We start from the raw sequence: 18,229 nt of genomic DNA, 5'->3' as shown, positions 1-18,229 counted from the left end.
TCTATCTGAAACTTGACTCGCGGCGAATCCGACCAGGTCTGGATCGACGCCGCTACAGATTTCGATTATCGTCGTCTCGAGGACCCGACCGTCCTTGCGGTGATGACGCTTCGTCGCCGACACGTTCGCTATCGAACCCTGCGTCCGGGACCTGTCCGTGCTACGATTGGGCCTCCGCCGCTTCGGCGTCTCATTCCGTCTCGATGGCCGCGACGGTCCGTCACAGATTGAACAGAAGCAAACTCACAATACACCCAAATGAATACTAATGGCTATGGAATCAGGATGTGAATTATAGCTCTGATATTGGAAGGCATATCTGGGAACAGCCGAAATCATAACCTTTAACAATATGCCGGCTTACAAGTAAGTATGCCAAACATACTCAAGCAAATGGCAAATAGATTTAATGTTGGTATTGAAAAGTATATGCCGCACTCGTTCGTTTTCGCGATCATTCTAACGTTCGCGGCATACGTAGCAGCACTCCTGCTGACATCTACGGGCCCATCTCAAATTGTCATCGAGTGGAACAACGAGTTTTGGGGCTTCCTCGAATTCGCGATGCAACTAGTTGTCATAATTGTGACAGGATACGGTATTGCTTCTGCACCAATCACGAGACGCATTATTAGTAAATTAGTTCGCATCCCGAATACTCCTTTGCAAGCATACTTCTCGATTGCAATCTTCGGATTCTTCGTCACCCTCATCCACTGGGGACTCGGGCTAGTCTCCGTCTCGCTCTACGCGATTTTCCTCGGGAAAGAACGGGACGATATCGATTTCGGATACACCGTCGCGATGGCGTACTCTGGAGCGACGGTCGGTTCCGCCGGCTCGATATCACAGACGGCGCCCCTGTTGGTAAACACGCCCGATCACTTCATGGAAGATCAGATCGGGCTCATTCCGCTTAACGAAACGATATTTAGTCTGTTCCATTTATCGATCGTGTGGGGTGTTTTCCTCTTGTTGCTCGTGATAATCTACTTCACGTATCCGACGCAGGAGAATACGGATCCACTCCCCGAGGAGCGAGTAGACGAACTGCTTCCGGAATACCACCAGGACTTCGATTCGACGACGATCGCAGGTCGTTTCAACGGTTCGCGATTGTTTAATACCGGTATCGTTTTACTAGGCGGATCCATTTCTATCTGGCTGATCATCTCAGAGGGAGCGTTCCAGATGTTGGAACTCAATACGATGAATCTGATATTCCTCATAATCGGTATCGGACTCCACAAGAACATAGTCAGCTACGCCAAATCGATAACCGATGCCGCGGAGCGATGCGGACAAGTGATTCTTCAGTTCCCCTTCTACGGTGGTATCCAGGGGATCTTGATCGGAACCGGACTCACAACGATTCTCATTGATTCCATCACGGGTGTTTCTTCAGCGGAAACATTCCCCTTCTTCACGTGGTTCATGACCGGAATCGTCAACGTGTTCGTCCCGTCGGGTGGTGGTCAGTATATCGTCACCGCCGAATTTCTGCACCCCGCCGCGGAGAGCATGGGGGTTTCACACGCAGTTATCGTCTCGGCCTATACCGTCGGTGACGTCTGGACGAACCTCCTCAACCCATTCTGGGCGCTGCCCGTTCTCGGTATCGCTGGATTGCAGGTTCGAGACATCTGGGGATACGTTCTTATGGTGCTAATCGGCTACGGACTGGTGGCTGGCAGTATTACGCTGCTCTTCCCGATGCTTGGAATCGTCTGATCGATCCTTTGTTTTGTTTCACTGTAGAGACGAACTCCAGGGAGTTGGGTGGTACGTTTCTGTTTCACTACTGATGGTCACTCTCAGGTAAGGGGTAAACGAGAGGGGTGTTATAAAGCAACTACCATAGCAAGGAGAGTCGGGGTTAGTTTGTAGTATTGCCCCAGCGATGGCTTGGAGCCTCGATGGAGCTGTCGACTGTTTGGTGTGACTGAAATAGTTTGAAAGCACTCGAATCATCGCTCCATCGTCCGCCTCTCCGCTCGTCCGTACCGATTCCCGACGGCGCGGTGCTGTTCAGATAAGAGTTTGAAGGAGTGAGGCGGTGGAATTCGAGGTGTCCGTGCCTGAATCGACCCGTCTCACTGGATCTAGCACCGAGATTCAGTTAGAGTTTGTGGAGCGCGAAGCGACACAGCGTGAGTTAATGCGGCTCAGTATTCAGCTCCATCTGCATGAATTATAATTTTTGAATACTGTATCTGTACTGGAGAGCTTCGGTGTCGAGCGTGCACGATCGCCCGTCCATAATTGGGTGCAAAAGGCCGAGTTACAGCCGGCCACCGAACGGAGTCCGGATCACGTAGCGCTCGACGAAACCGTGATCAAACTCAATACCGAACGCTACTGGCTGTACGCTACTGTCGATCCCGAGACGAACGAGTTCCTCCACGTCAGGCTCTTTATGACCAGAAACGAAGGCGTTACCTCGATCTTTCTCTCGGAACTCGCCGAGGAACACGACGTCGAGAACGCCGTGTTTCCCGTCGATTCTGCTCCCTGGCTACAAGCTGCACTCCACCGACACAGGCTCCGATTTCAATACGAACGACACGGAAATCGCAACGTCGTCAAACGTCTCCTCCAAGAGATAAAACGACGTACCTCACAGTTTGGAAACTATTTCCGAAACACCGATCCAGCAACCGCCGAAACATGGCTGCAGAACTATGCATACTTCTATGAAGATGTCTTAAACCACGTTGAACGGTTTCGATACGTCCTTCTTTCGGAGAGACCTCCTCGAGTTTCGCGATCGGGATGACGTGTCCGGGTGCCGTCTGCAATTCCTCGAATACGTTGACGACCGCACTTGTCAGGTCTTGGCCACCGACGACAGCTTCACTCAACCGCCGACTAATCGCCGCTCGAGACCAGCCATCGAGCTGCTTGGCCAACCGCATCGACTGCTCGTTCACGGCTGCCAGCTCCTCTCGTGTGAGTTCTGTTCGAGGATCCGGCCGCTCCGAATCTGCCATCGGGTCCACACTTGCTGCCCGCTTCTGGAACCGCTCCCGCCGCTCTTCGCTCTGCTTTGCAGCGATCTCTCGCGCTCGTTTCGCTCGTCCCTGCTGCTGACTGCACTCGGCCTGGGCACTGATGCGTTCGAGTTCTTCCTCTCGAGCCCGAATGCGCTCTTCCTGGGCTAGGGTCGCGCCGTAGATCCGATCGTCGCTCGTATCGACGATTCCGTCAGAGTGGTTCGCATCCACCTTCGCCTGGATCTCCATCTCGACCGTCGCCTGGAACGTCGGCGTCTCGTCGACGACATCCTCGTGTTCGTCTCGAGCCTGCTCCTGTTCGTATGCCTGTTCATCCACCGAAACGACCTTGCCGCTAGCGCTGTTACTAGACATTGGGTTTCAAATCCGAAGGCGCTCACTCGGCGTCTTCTTCCGACATCACGACTCTCCAGCCGTGGCTGTCCACAACAACCAACTCAACCATCGCGCGCTCTCGCTCGCGCCCCACAGGGACGCGAGCGAAGGCGCGAGCGAGAGCGTCTATGGAGAAGACTCAACCAGCACCGCGCATCGATCCGCCCAGAGCGAGCGGCCAGCACACAAGCCGGTTTCGCGTCCGTCGAGCGAGCGACCACTGGAGCGAGTGAGACGCAACCGAAAGCGCGCTTGGTGCTGGCGCCGAAACCAGATGCCCGGCAGGAACCGCACCCACTGGAGCGGAAGCCCGCCCGGAATGGTCGGTCGCGAGCGAAGCGAGGCGCGACCGTAGGGAGCGCCTCGAAGCGAACGGCGAAGCCGTGAGCGACGCGGAGGGCGGCAGCGGCGAGCGGGGCGGGCCGTTTAGTACCTCTGGTTATCCGGCTACAGCGCTTGGCAAAGCAGCCACCGTCCTGGCGGACTCAGAAAGGGCGAGGCCGTCCCCCGACCCCGCAAGCACCGCAGGTATGAGGAGCGTAGCGTGGTTGCGGGACGTCGAGCGGCCGAGGGCTTTCACCGCTCGTTATCGAGTGCGGTCGCCACCACTTGACCCGCCGCCGAGACGTCTGAAAAATGAGCTGCCACGCTTGCTTTAGCTGAATTGAGGCGCTAAGCCCCCTTCCTCAGCGAACGTCGAAGACGCGAGCAGGGAGGGGATACAGCATCCCCAGAAATCTCCGATTTCTGGCGTGCGAACGAGACGCTTTGCGTCTCGTCAACGCCGCTCGTTTTTCATACACTCTACTACAGCAGGCTCACGCCCGAGTATCGGTATAGGGTGGGGTAGTTCACAGGGTCATCAGAGCTAGCCACCGACGTAGGGTTTCAACGGGGCCGTCTATTTCCGATAAATCGTCTGACAAGCCGTGCTTCTGCCTTCTGTAGATGGTTCGAGGCAGTGCTCGTTGCACAGTCGAGAATCTCGGCTACGTCTGCGACACTCCCGGTCCGGGGATATTCATAGAACCCAACCTCAACCGCCGCTCGAAGCGCCTCACGCTGCCGGGCTGTGAGATCGGCAGCAGGGACGCTTGGGCGAACGTCGTACTCGCCGATCTCAGACACCTCTGCAGTGATTTCGTCAGGCAACCTATCAAGAATCCCTGCTAGATCTTCAGGCTTGCCGACGACGTTGAAGTCTACCCTCCCGTTGGGTCGATAGGCGAGTGGGGGCACAACAACCACTGACGGCTTTTGGAATGCTGTCCGGAAGCGCTTGAAGATCTCCTTTTCACGCTCCTGAACGTATGCGTAGAAAGAGCTGTCGTCAACGGGTGTAATATTGTAGTCGACCGTCCCCTCGGCACCAGCAATGTGTTGTTTGTATCGTTCCCGATCGCCGATAAGATAAAATAACGTATGGATGATGTTTCCCTCACCCAGCAAGTTCCACGTGATGAGCCAACTGCGCTCAAGAGTCTCAGAATCAGTCAGGAGCTGCTGCATCGGATGCTGGACCTCCCGCTCGTACTGCAGCGACAGATGAAGGTATTTCATGGCTAGTGCAGCGGCGGCCTCGCTTTTAAATGCACTAGGACATCCGACAACGACGGAATACGATTTGAGCCCCAACCGCTGTTGATGGCAGTCACAGAAACGTCCCCGGACACAGATGCATCGTTACTTACTGTACACGGGCTCGAATCCTCCTACCGCGAAATTAACGACTTGCAATTACACGTCGTGGCCGTGGGCGACCCCGACGATCCACTGGTCGTCCTCCTACACGGCCATCCCGATTTCTGGTACGGCTGGCGCGACCAGATCGGCCCGCTCGTTGACGCCGGCTTCCGTGTGGTCGTTCCGGATCAGCGGGGTTGTAATCTGAGCGACGCTCCCGACGGTATCGATGCCTATCGGCTCTCGACTCTCGTAGCTGACGTCTGCGAGCTGATCCATGGCGAGGGACAGGAGTCAGCCCATGTCGTTGGGCACGACTTTGGTGGTTTTGTCGCTTGGCACCTCGCTCTTCGGCACCCATCCATAGTCAATCACCTCGGAATCTTGAACGTCCCCCATCCGACGGTCTATAGAAAGACCCTCCGCTCAAGTCCCCAGCAGATCATCCGGAGCTGGTACGTATGGTTCTACCAGATCCCTACGCTCCCCGAATGGCTTTTACGTCGGAACGACATGGACAATATGGTCGATTCCCTCGAAACCACGTCAAATGAAGGTACGTTCGACGGCGAAACGATCAAGCGCTACAAGACGGCTTGGCAATACACCGGCATCGAGCCAAGGATTAACTGGTATCGGGGGTTCCGTCGGTCAGTCAGCCCTCCGCGGGACACTGTTACCCAGCCAACGCTAATTTGCTGGGGCGAAGATGACATCGCTCTCCGCCCCTCGATGGCCGAAGAGAGCGTCGAATACTGCAACGACGGGCAGCTCCGGATGTTCCCCGATGCGTCACACTGGGTCCATAACGAGCGTGAAGAAGTGACTGAAGAACTGATCCAGCATCTCGCATAGAACTCGCTGTAGATGTCTCCGAGGTTCTCAAATCTTCGTCCGAGTACTCGAAATAGTCACTATTCAATCGAATCCGTCTGCCGGATGTCTCCTCTGTATCCAGCACGCAGTTTCTGCTATTTCCTGGATCTATCGGTCGGCACTTCGTTATCTACTTGACCTGGACTTACTGTTTGCCGGGTAGTCACAGAGAATGTATACGAACTGTCTGTGATACCCTCACAGCATGAACGATTGACTACCACGTATATCCGATTCGTTCAACGGAAAAGCTAGGCTTCATACAACACTGAATAGAAGCTACCCTAACGTATGCGTGTCTCCTACCAACACGCGAACGTTCACAGCGGCAACGAGTCGACGCTCCTGCGCTTCACCACTGAGGATGGCACGCGTGCGTGTGTTCTCGTCGATGCTGGCGACGGTGTCGACGTCGAATCCATGCTCGGCGACGACGAGTACCTGAACGCAATTTTGCTCACTCACGCACATATCGATCACTACCGAACACTCGCGAGAAACGTACAACACAGCGCCCCTATTTACACCTCACCTGCAACGGCGACGATCCTCGAGCAGGCATTACCTGAAGCCCAGAAGGACAACGACCTCGGCGATATCTCGGTTGCGCTTGACGCTCTTGACCCGATCGACGAGTGGACGTCGATTCTCCCCACGCTCGAGGTCCGACCGATTGCAGCTGGACACACGCCTGGTGCTGCCGGATTCATACTCAGATTTCGCGACGAGAACGCGAGCGACGACCCCCTCAGCGCCGAGCAACACCTGCTCGTTACCGGGGATTTCACGACGCGACCGTGCGCCGGGTTTCCAGGGCTCGAGACCGCGTACCCGTTCGATATCGACTGTGTGTTGTTGAACGTCTCGAGCGACGATTCGTACACGGCCGCGCTCAACGAGTCACTCGAGACGGTGCTCGAGCGTACGTTCGCCGGTTCACGAGTCGTGATCGCAACGAGCTCGCTCACTGGCGTCCACTACGCGACGCTCCTCGCACACGTTGCAACGGCGCTCGAACGCGAGTTGCCGATCACCCTCGTCGGACAGGCGGCCAAACTGTACAACGCACTCGAATACGGCGAGCCATCGGTTACACCTGTTGAAGTGTTCGAGCGACCTGCGGAGGTACTCGAAGCCGGTGGCGTGACGATTACGGGTCCAGAGTCGCCGACGACCGAGAGTTCCCATCGACTTCTCGAAACAATTGGCGACGATCCAGGAGCGCTGTTTCTCCAACTCGCGACGGGAAACGGTGACGGCATCCCGAATACTCAGTGTACGACGCGATCGGTTCGGCTATGCAACCATCCCACACTCGAGACGATCGACAACGTCGTCTGCTCACTCGCCCCGATCGAGGTCGTGATCAAACACGCAAGAGGCGATACACTCAACCGGTTTCAACGCCGCTTCGATCGGTGTTTCACCTGGGGAACAAACGACCAGGACGTCCACCGACTCTACGAAGATGGACGCTGGAACGCCCCCGGGTGGATCGCAGAAGCGACTGCGAGACAGATTCGTAGACGCCACTGGGAGGCGGTACAGGAACAATCTCTCGAGGCTAATGCCACGTTGAATGTCAACCGACGCGAATCGATCGATCTCGAGGCCGAAGGCGTCAACCTCGACGCCCTCGAGGCAACGTTTGCACGGACTGCGGTAGATCCGTATACGTCGACGGACTCAGACGCTGTGGCATCTGACACTGAGACGCTTCCTGCAGAAACGGAATCATTTGAAGAACAGTCGCTTGAGGCAGAACTCCTCGCTCGACTCGATGCGATCGACGCGAAACTCGAGTGTTCCGAAGAGACAGTCAGGGCTCGTGTATTAAGTGGGGGAGAAAGCGACCACTTTCTCCACCTTCTGGATCCGGCGGAACTCGAACCTGGTGAGATTATCGAAATAACGCTCAAGACAGATCCACGCAGCGAGTAGTCGAAAAACTGGATTAGATCGAAGAGATCTTTGATTGAGTAGTCATACACCATCCTCACGAAACCGGACTACGTCGACATCGACCGAAAGCGTCTCGAAGTCGTCATCAGCACCGGCGATGAGTGTCGCATCCCTCTCGTGGGCGAGTGCAACGCCATGGGCGTCCGCGAACGAAATGTGACCATCCGCCTTCACCTCGGCGGCAAGCCGCCAGTCAGCTCGTTCGATTTGAATCCCCCACCGCTCAAGCGCACGGAGATCGCGATCGGCGGTCCGAAGTGAGTCTGTCGTGGGTTTATCGCCAATTCCTTCGAAGCGTGCAACGAGATAGAGTACTTCACCAGCGTTGGTTTCTGCCAGCACCCCTTCGACAGCCCCGTCGCGAACGTCTCGAAGATACTCTTCGACGACGCTCCGACCTGGCTCGTCGTAGAGATATGCGATGATCGCTTCGGTGTCAAAGACGTACCGGTCGCTCATTCATCCTCCGAGTCAGCTGGTCGGACTCGGTCAGCACGGGCCTCTTCACGCTGCCGTTCCTCGTGTTTCAGTTCGCGAACCCGCTCGAGTACGTCGCCACGCTCGCGGTCAGTATCGGCGTGAATCCCGCCTAATTCTTCGAGCGACGGAACCGGTTCGACAATGATTCGCTCGTCTTCCTCGTAAATGAACACCTCACCAGGGGTGTCGATCCCGAACTTCTCTCGGAGCGTCTTCGGGATCGTTGCCTGTCCCTTTTGCGAGACGCGTACGACCTCTGGGTCTCGAGTACTACTCGACATATTATGTTGTACTATGGTCTCTATGTACTACTAACTGTCGGTGAGAAAACCCTCCCGCTCATCCAACGTCCTCACTCGTGGGAATCTGCCTCTGTTGAGGCCCCATCTCCCTCGTCAAGGGAAGAAAGATCCATCTGATCGTGGACATCCGGAAACAGATGCTCGAAGAACGGATCATGTGTCCGGCCAACAGTCAGCGCTGGCTCGAGCGCGTAGATGATCATCATCGCTTCGGTGTCGCGAACGTCGATATCGGTCGCGACTATCCGCTGGGTCGTCTTCCCTGCGAAGTGCAGCCCTGCACCTCGCAGCGCAGCGACGAGTTTGCCAGCACCGTAGCGGTCCATGAAATACTCGACGTCCTCGTCAACTTCCTGGAGTGCAAGTGCATGCAAGACTGTCGGCGTGATGACGATAGGGACGTACTGCTCGACAATGATGATCGGATCGGCCGTCAATTGCTGCGGACGTGTCGAGTGGGTTTATTTTCGTGTCGCCACCGACAGTGATCGTTTTGGCGTTCAGTGCGTCGGCAATCCCTCGAAAGCCACCAACGGGATCGATAAGAACGAGCATCGTGTCGTTCCGACGCTTCATCATCCGCAGGTGGCGCATGATCCCACCGAACGTCTTTCCAGCGCCAGGCATCCCGACAACGAGTTCGCTATGCCCGGTCTCGAGGTCCCACGGGTTGATTCGGATTGGAGAGCCGTTGTGTCCGTGATAGCCGTACTCGATACCGTCGTCCATCATCTGGTAGTTCGATGAGAACGGAAACATCGCGCCAATGGCCTGATTGGTCAGCGTCGGCATGCGATCGCGACCGAGTTCGTTCCTCCCTAGGGGCGAGACGGTCGCAAGCCCGCGTTCCTGCCATCGACTGGCGACTTTGAGCGTACAGTTAGCTGGTGCGTCCTTGATAATCGACCGTAACCGGGTCGTCTGATTCTCGAGTTCCTGCTGGCTCTCGGCTGCGAGTCGAATGAACACACCACCTCGGTAGAACGAGGCTTTATTCGCTCGAACGAGCGAGCGCATGTACTTCGCCTGGTCGATATCTTCCTGCAGATCTTCTGCTTTGAGACTGTTCGAATCGTGCTGGTTGATCTTCAAGTCCGAAATCCAATCTGCCATCATATCCTGAGCCGATTGGCTATCGAATGGGTCGAGGTGGATACTGAGATCCGTCTGTAGATCGGTCTCGAGTAAGAGCCTCTCGAGGAGTCCATCCGACGGTTCTTCGGGGAACTGCTCGATCCAAAACGTGCGAACGAACGTCTCGTCGTTGATCACGGCGTAGGTTGTTTCCCAATCGATCGTCGACGGCGCGATAACTGACTGGTGCATCGTCGACGCGTCTGGAAGACGATTCTCCGAAGAGACTGATGAGGCGTCGTCTTCTTCATCGAGATCCTCGAGGGAGTACTCCCAGTCCTCAGATTCGTCACTGCTGTTGTCCATCGAACCAATGACATCCTCTGGATCTGGCGTTGCTGGCACACCATCGCTGATGCCGTGAGAGATGACTGGGAACGTCCCAATCGCATTCGTCATATCAGCGTAATCTTGCGACTGGCACGTCCAGTACTCCTTCGTGACTCGAGCGAGGTCATACGCGTCGACGGGGCTGATCGAACACCGATAGAGCGACGACCCACCACGTCGGAGTTGCGCGAGTCGCGATTCTAGCTTCTCTTCTTTGAGCTGGTCTCGTCTGGACTCACTCAACCCCTCAGATTGAAAGCGACCGAAGAGTCGTCCAAGAGCTGGTACATCTGCAAGGTAAGCTAGAACGCTGTCACCGGTTTCGTCGACCTGCTCGATGTCGCTGTCGGTCACCGCGGTGATGAGATAGTACTCGCGGATCGTGGTCGTCTCAGAGTCCAAATCTCCGTTTTCGTTAGTATTAGCTGCGACGTACTCTTCGAGAAGGCGTTTCAGAACTGGCCGTGAGCGAACGTCAGCATCGCCAAGCCGATTTTGATGTTCGCGAACGACGTCGTCTTGATCAACCTCGCGGCTAGTGATGTAGATCTTCACGGAGAAGTCGACAGTCGAATTCACGAACTCCGAGAGTGACTTGACGGCCTTCGCCCAGGCGTCATCATCCTCGAGGGCCATATTCGCCGGCTCGACTTTCATGGCTCCGACAAGTGCACCGTCAGTTCGTTCGATGGCGTGTGGGTACACTCGATTGAGACGGGTCAAATAGCGGACTTCGCTGTTGTCCTCCCCGCCATGCGTGTACTCCTTGTTTTTGATCGCCCACCCGAATCGAGCGACGAGCCACTCGGTGAGCCAGAGGTAATCAGGCTTGACCTTGTGAAGCAAGAAGAGGAGAATCGTGCACATACATCCGAATCCGAGGATCGGGATCGTGAGCGCGGATGGAACGAACGTCGCTACGATGACGGTGACGAACGCGACTGTGAGAAACAGCATGAGTTCGCCAATCGTGTAGCCCTGGAAGAACGCTGTCGTGCCGCCTAGCGATTGGTGAATCTTTCGTGCATTGTACTCGCTATCTGCTGTATTCGAACTCATAACGATTACCACCTCGAGACCTTTTCTTTCGTGTTTCGGAGCCCTTGCTTGGCTTTGGCCGATGTTTTCCGTGTGGCGCGTTTGGCGTCATCTTTGGCTTTGTCGCGTATTCGGCCTGAATCCGATTTCCGCAGTGTATTGTACTGACTGGCGTGCGCCCTCGTCGAGTTCGCTGATTTGCCGAGTTTGTATGCTTTCGAGCTACTGCCCCCGAGTTTCGTCTGACCGCTTTTCGTTACTGGGCCGAATTTCCCGTTGGCATAGCCACGATGAACGTTTCGAGCGCCGCGTACGGCACTCCCAGAGGCAGCTTTTGCTTTACTAGCACCAGCAGCAGCCGATGCTGGGTTCGTTGCAGTAACGCTCTTCTGAGCGATCGTTCGAACGGCGGGGCTACTCCAGTAGACGGTCATGATCATCGCGAGGATTGCCGCGGGAATCAACATCAAGCCGATGAAGAGCGAAAACAGCCCCTTCACAGAGGACTCGAGACCGCCAACTTCCCATCCAAACCGGAACAGGATCGCCGGTGGGATTCCTGCAAGTACTAACCCAGGGTAAATCCCGGCAGCTTGACGTGCCATATTCGCAGCTGGACTAAACGGCCAGACATCGAGCGCCCAGAGGACACCCAAGAGTGGCATCAAGGGGGTCAGTATGCAGACTGCAATCCAGCGAAGAGCAACGACGAATCCTGCAACTACTAAGAAAAAATTTGAGATCACGACCATCGCCAAAATTGTAAACATACCTCCAAGAGAGGACTGAATGAGGCCATCGAGCCCTGCAGACATATCCTCTACTGGGGCGATCGTCATCCCGATTGCATCGATGAACTGCAGCGGGATCGAGACTAACGGGAACCAGACGAACGTTCCCATGAACACGATCCCTAACCGTCTCATGAGGCGCTTTCGACGATACGCACTCATCGACCCTGCACGAAGTCCAATGAACGCGAACGCGATCACAATCAGCATGATCGCTAACGGCATAATATACGCCAGATAGACATCCTGGTACAGACTATCCCATGGTGCATTATCCGGCGTACTGACGACCATATACCCAGAGTCTGATTCCGGGGTTGGAACACCGACAATTGGGCTTAAGAGCGCCTCATAGATGTCATTTGCAAGACCAAGAAGCGCATCAGTCAAGTCTTGGAGAACGTTCTTAATCCCATCTTCGACCTGGTCCTGCAGCCATGGCATTCAGTTTTCACCCCCACCAGAAATCGATTCACCGGGGCTCCCCTCAGCAATAGATAGCTCACACGACTGTCCATCACCATATTTGATTTCCTGAGTATACGATGGGTCAGGCCCAACCTGAGTGATCGCTGTCACAGTCATTGGTTCTATCTCGAGTTCTCCACAGTCGAGTGAATGCACGGCTCCCTCGGTACCGTATACCGAATCCGCAGAGTAGACAGTTGTCTCTCCAGGTGGCAAACGTACTTCGTGATAGTATGATTGGGCGTCCTTCGATTGAAGGTGAGCAACTGGAGCTCCTGCCCACTCGAGTTCACTGAGTAAGGACGGAATCGTTCCCTTGTTTTCGATGACGACAGCAGCATATTCATTCCAGATGGTGGACTCCTTCTCCCAGTCCATCTCGGGATTCTCTGCCGCCCAGAGCACGTCGGTGATTGTGCACTTTGCATCGAGCGTGATCGTCGTCGAGTCAATCGCTTCATCGGCTTCAAGACTCTCGAGGGCGACGAGTTCATACTCACCAGTGGCGATATCGTCTTCGAACCTGCCGAGGATCTCGAACGAGACTTCGGTGCCGTTATCCTCGAGACGAGCCTGATCGAATAACTCGCCATCTGGGTCGACGAGGTTGATGAATTCGGTCGAACTCTCCCCAGTCCGACCTCAAGACTCTCGTCGTTCATCTCGACGTTCGTGAAGACATCGCTGTCTTCGGTGTTGAGTCCAGAGCCGTCCTCCGTACTGTTGTTCGCAGGCTCTGAATCTGAGTCCGACGTACAGCCTGCGAGACCGGCGGTACTGAGTCCGATGGTGGCAAGGACTGATCGGCGAGCGATACGACTCTCGTGAGTTGGATTGTTATCTGTCATCGGTATCTGTAAGTCCAAGGAACGTGCCGTCAGTCAGGTAGTCAAACCCGTAGACGGCCAGAATAACTGGTAGGAACCAGAGCAGCGTCACGAGCGCTAACTCGACGAGTTGAGCAAAATTCGGATATTTCGGTGGGATCTTTGCCCGATTCTCTGCGCTAGCGTACATCGTCTCCGCACGCCACCAATCCTCAGCAACGTACGTTCCATCGACCAGGAGCGATGGTCGCTCCTCGAGTTGGAGGCGGGCCATTCCACTGGCGTTGACGGGAGCTGATTGGTTGCCGACTTCCACGCGTCCGGTCGTCACCGGTTCTCCAGTCGCGTTTTCCGTAACTACTGCTTCGACGACCGCTCCCGAGGAATTGGCCTCGAGAACGGTCAGTTTGAGATTCGTTTCGCGAACAGTCCCTTCGTTCTCGAGCGAGACTGATTGTGACTGGCCGCGAACGATTCCGTGAACGGTCACCGTGTCGAACGAATCTGCTGCGAGGGATTCCGACTGCAGTGCAACGGACGACGTATTCACGTACTGATTGACAGGCGTAACGTCGATGTCGTCACCGAGAGACGGACCCTGATGTTCACTCCCCCAAGCGTCTTCGATCTCGAGTGGTGGTTCGACAGTATCGGCCGCGCTACCCGCCACGTCTGGTTCCGCCTGCATTGGTACCGCGTAGAGTTGCGCCGGACGAACGGTAGAATTCGTTCGAGTCGCGCCTGATTCGGTGCGTGAGACCATCGTGTGCCATCCGTCTGTACCTGAGGAATAGAAGCGCCAATTCCCGCGAACCTGTGTGTTGTCGTCGATATCGATCCCTGACCAGACAGTGCCTGGGTGAACGACAGCGCCAGTCTGCTCGTCATCGGCTTCGAATGCCGTCTGGTTTCCATCGGCGGTGTCGACTCGATTGACAGTGATGTTGACCGAGTCAGTTACTGTGAACTGTTCGGAGGGGTGGTTGATTTCTGTCTCCCACGAACCCTCACAGGAGTCCGTGCTCTGATTATACTCGTCACACGTCCGCTCCTGCTGACGAAGTTGAGCGGAGATCTCTGCTTCAACTGCTAGCGTTGGGTCGCCTGACAGGCTGCTGTACTCGAGGAGCGACCGATGGCTTGCGTTGGAATCGAGTTGCTGGCCATCAGCCTCGAGGCTGATACTCTCGAGATCGGTCTCCTCGAGCGACCATTCGTCCCGTACTGGTCTGCTCTCACTGTCGTCTGGCACTGCGACTCGGTAATCGGATACCGCGAGAACCTCACCCTCCGGCGCGATATACGTCGTCGACTCGTTCCCTGACTGGAGAACCGTCGGCGGGTTGACTGCGAAAATGCTGCTGTGTGCATCTTTGATGAAGCGTCCATTCTCAAGGGCTGCTGCCTCGGGGTGGATCGATGTCTCTTCATCACCAGCGGCGTAGTCGTCGAAGTCACCGCTATTCCAACGTTCGACATCCTCGATCGGGTCGTCGAACAGGTAGTCCGTCGATCGCGAGAGGTCCTGTGAGAACTCCGCAGGCGAGGACGCGTTCTCTGTTAGATCGTCACTCGAGAGGTTCGCCTGATCTGTATCTTCCGACCACAACAGCTGAAACCGAGACTCGTTGATACCATAATCAGGACCGTCCATGGGGAGCGCTGTACTCGAGTTCGCATCTGGTGAGGCGGATGCTGTGGTGTCCATCAGCCCAATGATGAGACTACTCGTAACGAGGAGGACGACAACGATCACCGGGCGGAGTATGGTCATCGACAATGTGGTGTGAGAGGTTGTGTTCGAATATGGCAGAATTCAGAATGGTTTGACACAACTGGAAAAGTCGAATCCCATCTGGCTTCCGACGTTGTCGATGAGTTCGGGCGAGATGAGGGCGAGAACGATGATGCCGAACCCAATACCAGACATAACTAGCCGCTCTTTGGCGTTGTTCTTTTTCTCAGGGTTCCCACCCGCACGCATGTACGAGAGGCCTGCTCGACAAACGTAGAAGCCCGTTGCAGGGAGCCCGAGTCCAGCAATCGCACCGAAAACAATCCCGATACCAGTCTCAACGCCGGTGCCGCAGTAAACGTCTCCGACATCGCTTTGAGCCGTAGCTGGACCTACTGCAACAATTAACAAGAGGAGTCCAGTCGCGAGTGAGACAAGCTGTGGTGGAATAGAGGTGGAAAGCAACTGCACTCGCAGTCTCGCTTTACGAGACGTAGGGGACTTCTCGTTGGTAGCGGGGTGTTCACTGGACGATTCAGTCGCCGTGGGGGATGAACGATTACTCATGGGAAACTGAGTTGACGTTTGGTGTGTTGAGGATGTTTTCGAGGTCCTCGAGGCACGAGGTCTGGTCGATCAGGTCGTCGAGATCACGATCTTCATCGCGGAGTGCTTCTTCGATGAGTGCGACGAGCCTGTCTCGCTCGATGTTACGGTACGTCATCTGCTCGGCGAGTGCCTCGCGGAATAGCCCCGATGCGTTAATACCGGTCGCCCAACTGAGAAACAGGGCGTCGGCGGGCATAACCGAAATAGTCGTAGTGGTAGTTCGCTTCACCATTTTCTTACTCACAGATCATTCGCTGACTGCAGAAACTCGAGAGAAGATACTTCTCGAGCGAGTCGGTCCTGAATTGAGTCCATTGATGTTTTACCACTGGTTCTCACCAGGCGGAAGCTCGCAGAGAACAATTATACTTTCACTGGCGTTTACACCGTCAATATGTATGTAAAACGTACTGCTATTTAATTCTCAGATGACTCTCTTTGTGACCGAGGGATAATCGATAGACGGACGTTTACTGAATTCTGGCTGTGTTGAAATCCTATTATTCAGATGTATTTTAGCGTGAAACACACGAACACTACACGTGCGAACTGAACAGGCAAGTCAGAATACCCCAATGATGAAAGCAAATCCCATGATGATGAGGACAGCTGCGGAAAATGCTGGGAGGTACGGCGTGTACTGCTCGACTTTCTCCTCGGAGTGCTGGTAGCCTGCAATCAACAGCATCGTCAATCCGACGATACCCACGATGACGGTGAGGGCATACGCACTCATCAGTTCGAGGCAGTGGTTTGACCCGGCACACAGCGCAATAATCTCGAACTCCTCTTCGTGGGCGAACCCGAGAACGAATGCGAACCACGCGATCCCGAGGAGGCCACGGTCAGCGGTCTCTTCCGGGTCATCGTGTGAGTGGGAGTGCCCACCGACGAAGGGAACGAAGCCTTTCAAACGGGTGATTAGTCCATCGTTGTGGTCGTGCGAATGGCCCTGCTCGTGAGAATGGGTGGAATGCTCGTTCAGATCGTGTTGGTGGTCGTGGCTGTGATGGTCGGAGTGGCCATCATCGTGACTGCCATGAGAATGCCCGTGGGAGTATTCACGAATCCCAAGCATGATGAGTAGGACACCGGCAACAAGACTGACTGGCCCGCCGATTTGGATACCACCGAGTATCGTCATCGGTTCGTTGACCTGCGTGAGGTTGAAGTAGTCCTTCGCGTAGAAGAACACACCCACCATCGCGATACTGCTGATAAGGTGGCCGACGCCGATGATGAGACTCGCCGCGAACCCGTACACCCACTTGTTCGTCTGGTCGAGAGCGTACGAAGCGGCAACGGGCCATCCGTGACCTGGTTCGATGCCATGAACGGCACCGAGAGCGACCGCTCCAAGCAAGAGACCGAGTGCTTCGCCGTGTAACATCCTGGTTGAGAATCTGCTACCGACGTGAATAACGGTTGTTAATACCGAAATGGGTGAATCGTCATACGAGAACTTCTTGTAGAATCCCGACGAGCCAGTAACTATGCGAACGAGTTTCAATATTCCAGACGAAGTAGTCGAAGAGTTCGACCGAGTCTGGCAAGAACAGGACCTCGAAAACAGGTCGCGAGCGGTCCGAGAAGCGATGCTGGAATACATCGAGTCTCACTCCCGCCTTGAAGAGACAAGCGGGGAGATCGTCGCGCTCGTCGCGTTCGATTATCGCCACCACGAGGTGATACAGGAACTCCACGCAGTCCAACACGGGTACCAAGACGTTATTCTCAATACGAGTCATACGCACCAAGGGGAGTGGTGCCTCGAATCACTGTTTTGTCGGGGACCAGTCGAGCAGGTACGTAACCTCACCTACCGACTCCGCGACTTTGACGGCGTAAATCGGGTCAAGGTGATGGTCATCCGGGACGACGAGCAATGACGATCTGCCAGAAACCTCCGAGATGGACACTCGCTATGTTCTTCACCTGTACTTGCCGCGAGTTTCACGTCCAACTCTTGGTAAAGAAACCGTGATATCAACTACTGATACTGATCGCACAGCAATCGTGCGGTCGGGTGTGCAGTGACTTTCAATGGCTACTATAGCTCCGACCACCGATCACTTCGCGCTCCACTGACGAGCGTCCGTTTCCTCGAGGAACAGGGACGGGGCGTCGTGGGAGAAAATGATCCATCCGTCGTCGGGTCAGCCGTCACGTGAACCAGCAGTTGCTCCTCAACGAGCGGCGTCTCGAAGACCGATCGGCAGTCTTCAATGTCGTAGGAGAGCGGGACGAAGACAGCTGTCTCACTCACCTCATCGCGTTCGGCCGTGAAGGCGACTCGCCGGTCACTATCCTCCTCGGCGAGCGGTCGATAGTAGACGTCGGCCCCGGAAATCATGACGTCCCCGTCATCGATGAGTTCGGCGACAAGTTCGTACTCCTCGACGGTAACGTCGACGTCGAGTCCGGTTCGCTCGGCCTCCTCGACCGGCTCGAGGACGACAGCGTCCCAGCCGTCCTCGGCGATGGCTCGCGCGTCCTTGAGCAGGTTGTCCCACAGGGAATCTTCCGGATTCGACCGGTCAGTGGTCGCCGATCGGATCGGCGACTCCGGACCGTCCGCCGTCCTCCGTTCGCGTTCGTCTCGTCA

Annotated in this window: 13 protein-coding genes and 5 pseudogenes; 5 read left to right on the top strand and 13 right to left on the bottom strand. The window is 55.4% G+C overall.

The features are described 5' to 3' along the window. The first annotated feature begins 372 nt into the window (after positions 1 to 372). The gene (locus DWB23_RS15100; RefSeq protein WP_121743604.1) at positions 373 to 1,731 is read left to right on the top strand and encodes a short-chain fatty acid transporter; all 1,359 of its coding nucleotides are present in this window, start codon (positions 373 to 375) and stop codon (positions 1,729 to 1,731) included. Between the two features lie 343 nt (positions 1,732 to 2,074). After that, positions 2,075 to 2,707 (top strand): annotated as a pseudogene (locus DWB23_RS15095) (IS6 family transposase); the annotation flags it as partial. 10 nt (positions 2,708 to 2,717) lie between these two features. Here DWB23_RS15095 and DWB23_RS15090 read toward each other — a convergent pair. Both DWB23_RS15090 and DWB23_RS15085 read right to left on the bottom strand, forming a co-directional pair. Then, a pseudogene (locus DWB23_RS15090) lies at positions 2,718 to 3,368 on the bottom strand (DNA-binding protein); the annotation flags it as partial. Between the two features lie 909 nt (positions 3,369 to 4,277). Next, the gene (locus tag DWB23_RS15085) at positions 4,278 to 4,949 is read right to left on the bottom strand and encodes a helix-turn-helix domain-containing protein (RefSeq protein WP_238717466.1); all 672 of its coding nucleotides are present in this window, start codon (positions 4,947 to 4,949) and stop codon (positions 4,278 to 4,280) included. Between the two features lie 84 nt (positions 4,950 to 5,033). On the opposite strand from DWB23_RS15085, the gene DWB23_RS15080 reads away from it, so the two are divergent. Then, positions 5,034 to 5,927: an alpha/beta fold hydrolase gene (locus DWB23_RS15080; protein ID WP_162989839.1), complete on the top strand. Its 894-nt coding sequence runs from the start codon at positions 5,034 to 5,036 to the stop codon at positions 5,925 to 5,927. Between the two features lie 312 nt (positions 5,928 to 6,239). Beyond that, positions 6,240 to 7,889 (top strand): MBL fold metallo-hydrolase, encoded by a 1,650-nt coding sequence (locus DWB23_RS15075; protein ID WP_121743603.1) that lies wholly within the window; start codon positions 6,240 to 6,242, stop codon positions 7,887 to 7,889. A gap of 42 nt (positions 7,890 to 7,931) precedes the next feature. Here the strand turns inward: DWB23_RS15075 and DWB23_RS15070 are convergent, their stop codons facing one another. The 10 genes and pseudogenes from DWB23_RS15070 to DWB23_RS15025 form a co-directional block, all read right to left on the bottom strand. Next, a complete protein-coding gene (locus tag DWB23_RS15070; RefSeq protein WP_121743602.1) occupies positions 7,932 to 8,369 on the bottom strand; it encodes a PIN domain-containing protein in 438 nt (145 codons plus the stop codon). Continuing rightward, on the bottom strand, positions 8,366 to 8,671 hold the full coding sequence (locus DWB23_RS15065) for an AbrB/MazE/SpoVT family DNA-binding domain-containing protein (RefSeq protein ID WP_121743601.1): 306 nt from the start codon (positions 8,669 to 8,671) through the stop codon (positions 8,366 to 8,368). The genes DWB23_RS15070 and DWB23_RS15065 overlap by 4 nt, the downstream gene beginning before the upstream one ends. 71 nt (positions 8,672 to 8,742) lie before the next feature. Next, positions 8,743 to 9,147: pseudogene (locus DWB23_RS15060) on the bottom strand (DUF7437 domain-containing protein); the annotation flags it as partial. Further along, a pseudogene (locus DWB23_RS15055) lies at positions 9,143 to 11,215 on the bottom strand (VirB4 family type IV secretion system protein); the annotation flags it as partial. The pseudogenes DWB23_RS15060 and DWB23_RS15055, both read right to left, overlap by 5 nt. A gap of 5 nt (positions 11,216 to 11,220) precedes the next feature. After that, the gene (locus DWB23_RS15050) at positions 11,221 to 12,429 is read right to left on the bottom strand and encodes a hypothetical protein (protein ID WP_121743600.1); all 1,209 of its coding nucleotides are present in this window, start codon (positions 12,427 to 12,429) and stop codon (positions 11,221 to 11,223) included. Beyond that, positions 12,430 to 12,831, bottom strand: a complete 402-nt coding sequence (locus DWB23_RS23530; protein ID WP_238717464.1) for a hypothetical protein — start codon at positions 12,829 to 12,831, stop codon at positions 12,430 to 12,432. It lies immediately after the preceding gene. Between the two features lie 459 nt (positions 12,832 to 13,290). After that, positions 13,291 to 15,054, bottom strand: a complete 1,764-nt coding sequence (locus tag DWB23_RS15040; RefSeq protein WP_121743599.1) for a hypothetical protein — start codon at positions 15,052 to 15,054, stop codon at positions 13,291 to 13,293. Positions 15,055 to 15,096: 42 nt separating this feature from the next. After that, positions 15,097 to 15,486, bottom strand: coding sequence for a pilin (locus DWB23_RS15035; protein WP_275086314.1), 390 nt, complete (start codon positions 15,484 to 15,486; stop codon positions 15,097 to 15,099). A gap of 88 nt (positions 15,487 to 15,574) precedes the next feature. Continuing rightward, positions 15,575 to 15,820 carry a hypothetical protein gene (locus tag DWB23_RS15030; RefSeq protein ID WP_238717463.1) on the bottom strand — a complete coding sequence of 82 codons (246 nt, stop codon included), beginning with the start codon at positions 15,818 to 15,820 and terminating at the stop codon, positions 15,575 to 15,577. Positions 15,821 to 16,186: 366 nt separating this feature from the next. Further along, positions 16,187 to 17,014: a hypothetical protein gene (locus DWB23_RS15025; RefSeq protein ID WP_121743597.1), complete on the bottom strand. Its 828-nt coding sequence runs from the start codon at positions 17,012 to 17,014 to the stop codon at positions 16,187 to 16,189. 103 nt (positions 17,015 to 17,117) lie between these two features. Here DWB23_RS15025 and DWB23_RS15020 point away from each other — a divergent pair, with 103 nt between their 5' ends. Then, on the top strand, positions 17,118 to 17,513 hold the full coding sequence (locus DWB23_RS15020) for a CopG family ribbon-helix-helix protein (RefSeq protein ID WP_121743596.1): 396 nt from the start codon (positions 17,118 to 17,120) through the stop codon (positions 17,511 to 17,513). 180 nt (positions 17,514 to 17,693) lie between these two features. Here DWB23_RS15020 and DWB23_RS24045 read toward each other — a convergent pair. Next, a pseudogene (locus DWB23_RS24045) lies at positions 17,694 to 18,181 on the bottom strand (DUF7529 family protein). Positions 18,182 to 18,229: the final 48 nt, after the last annotated feature.

It is taken from the genome of Natronorubrum halophilum, assembly GCF_003670115.1.
Classification (GTDB): domain Archaea; phylum Halobacteriota; class Halobacteria; order Halobacteriales; family Natrialbaceae; genus Natronorubrum; species Natronorubrum halophilum.
Note: the sequence above shows the minus strand (reverse complement) of the source record. Positions and strands in the feature narration are given on the sequence as shown.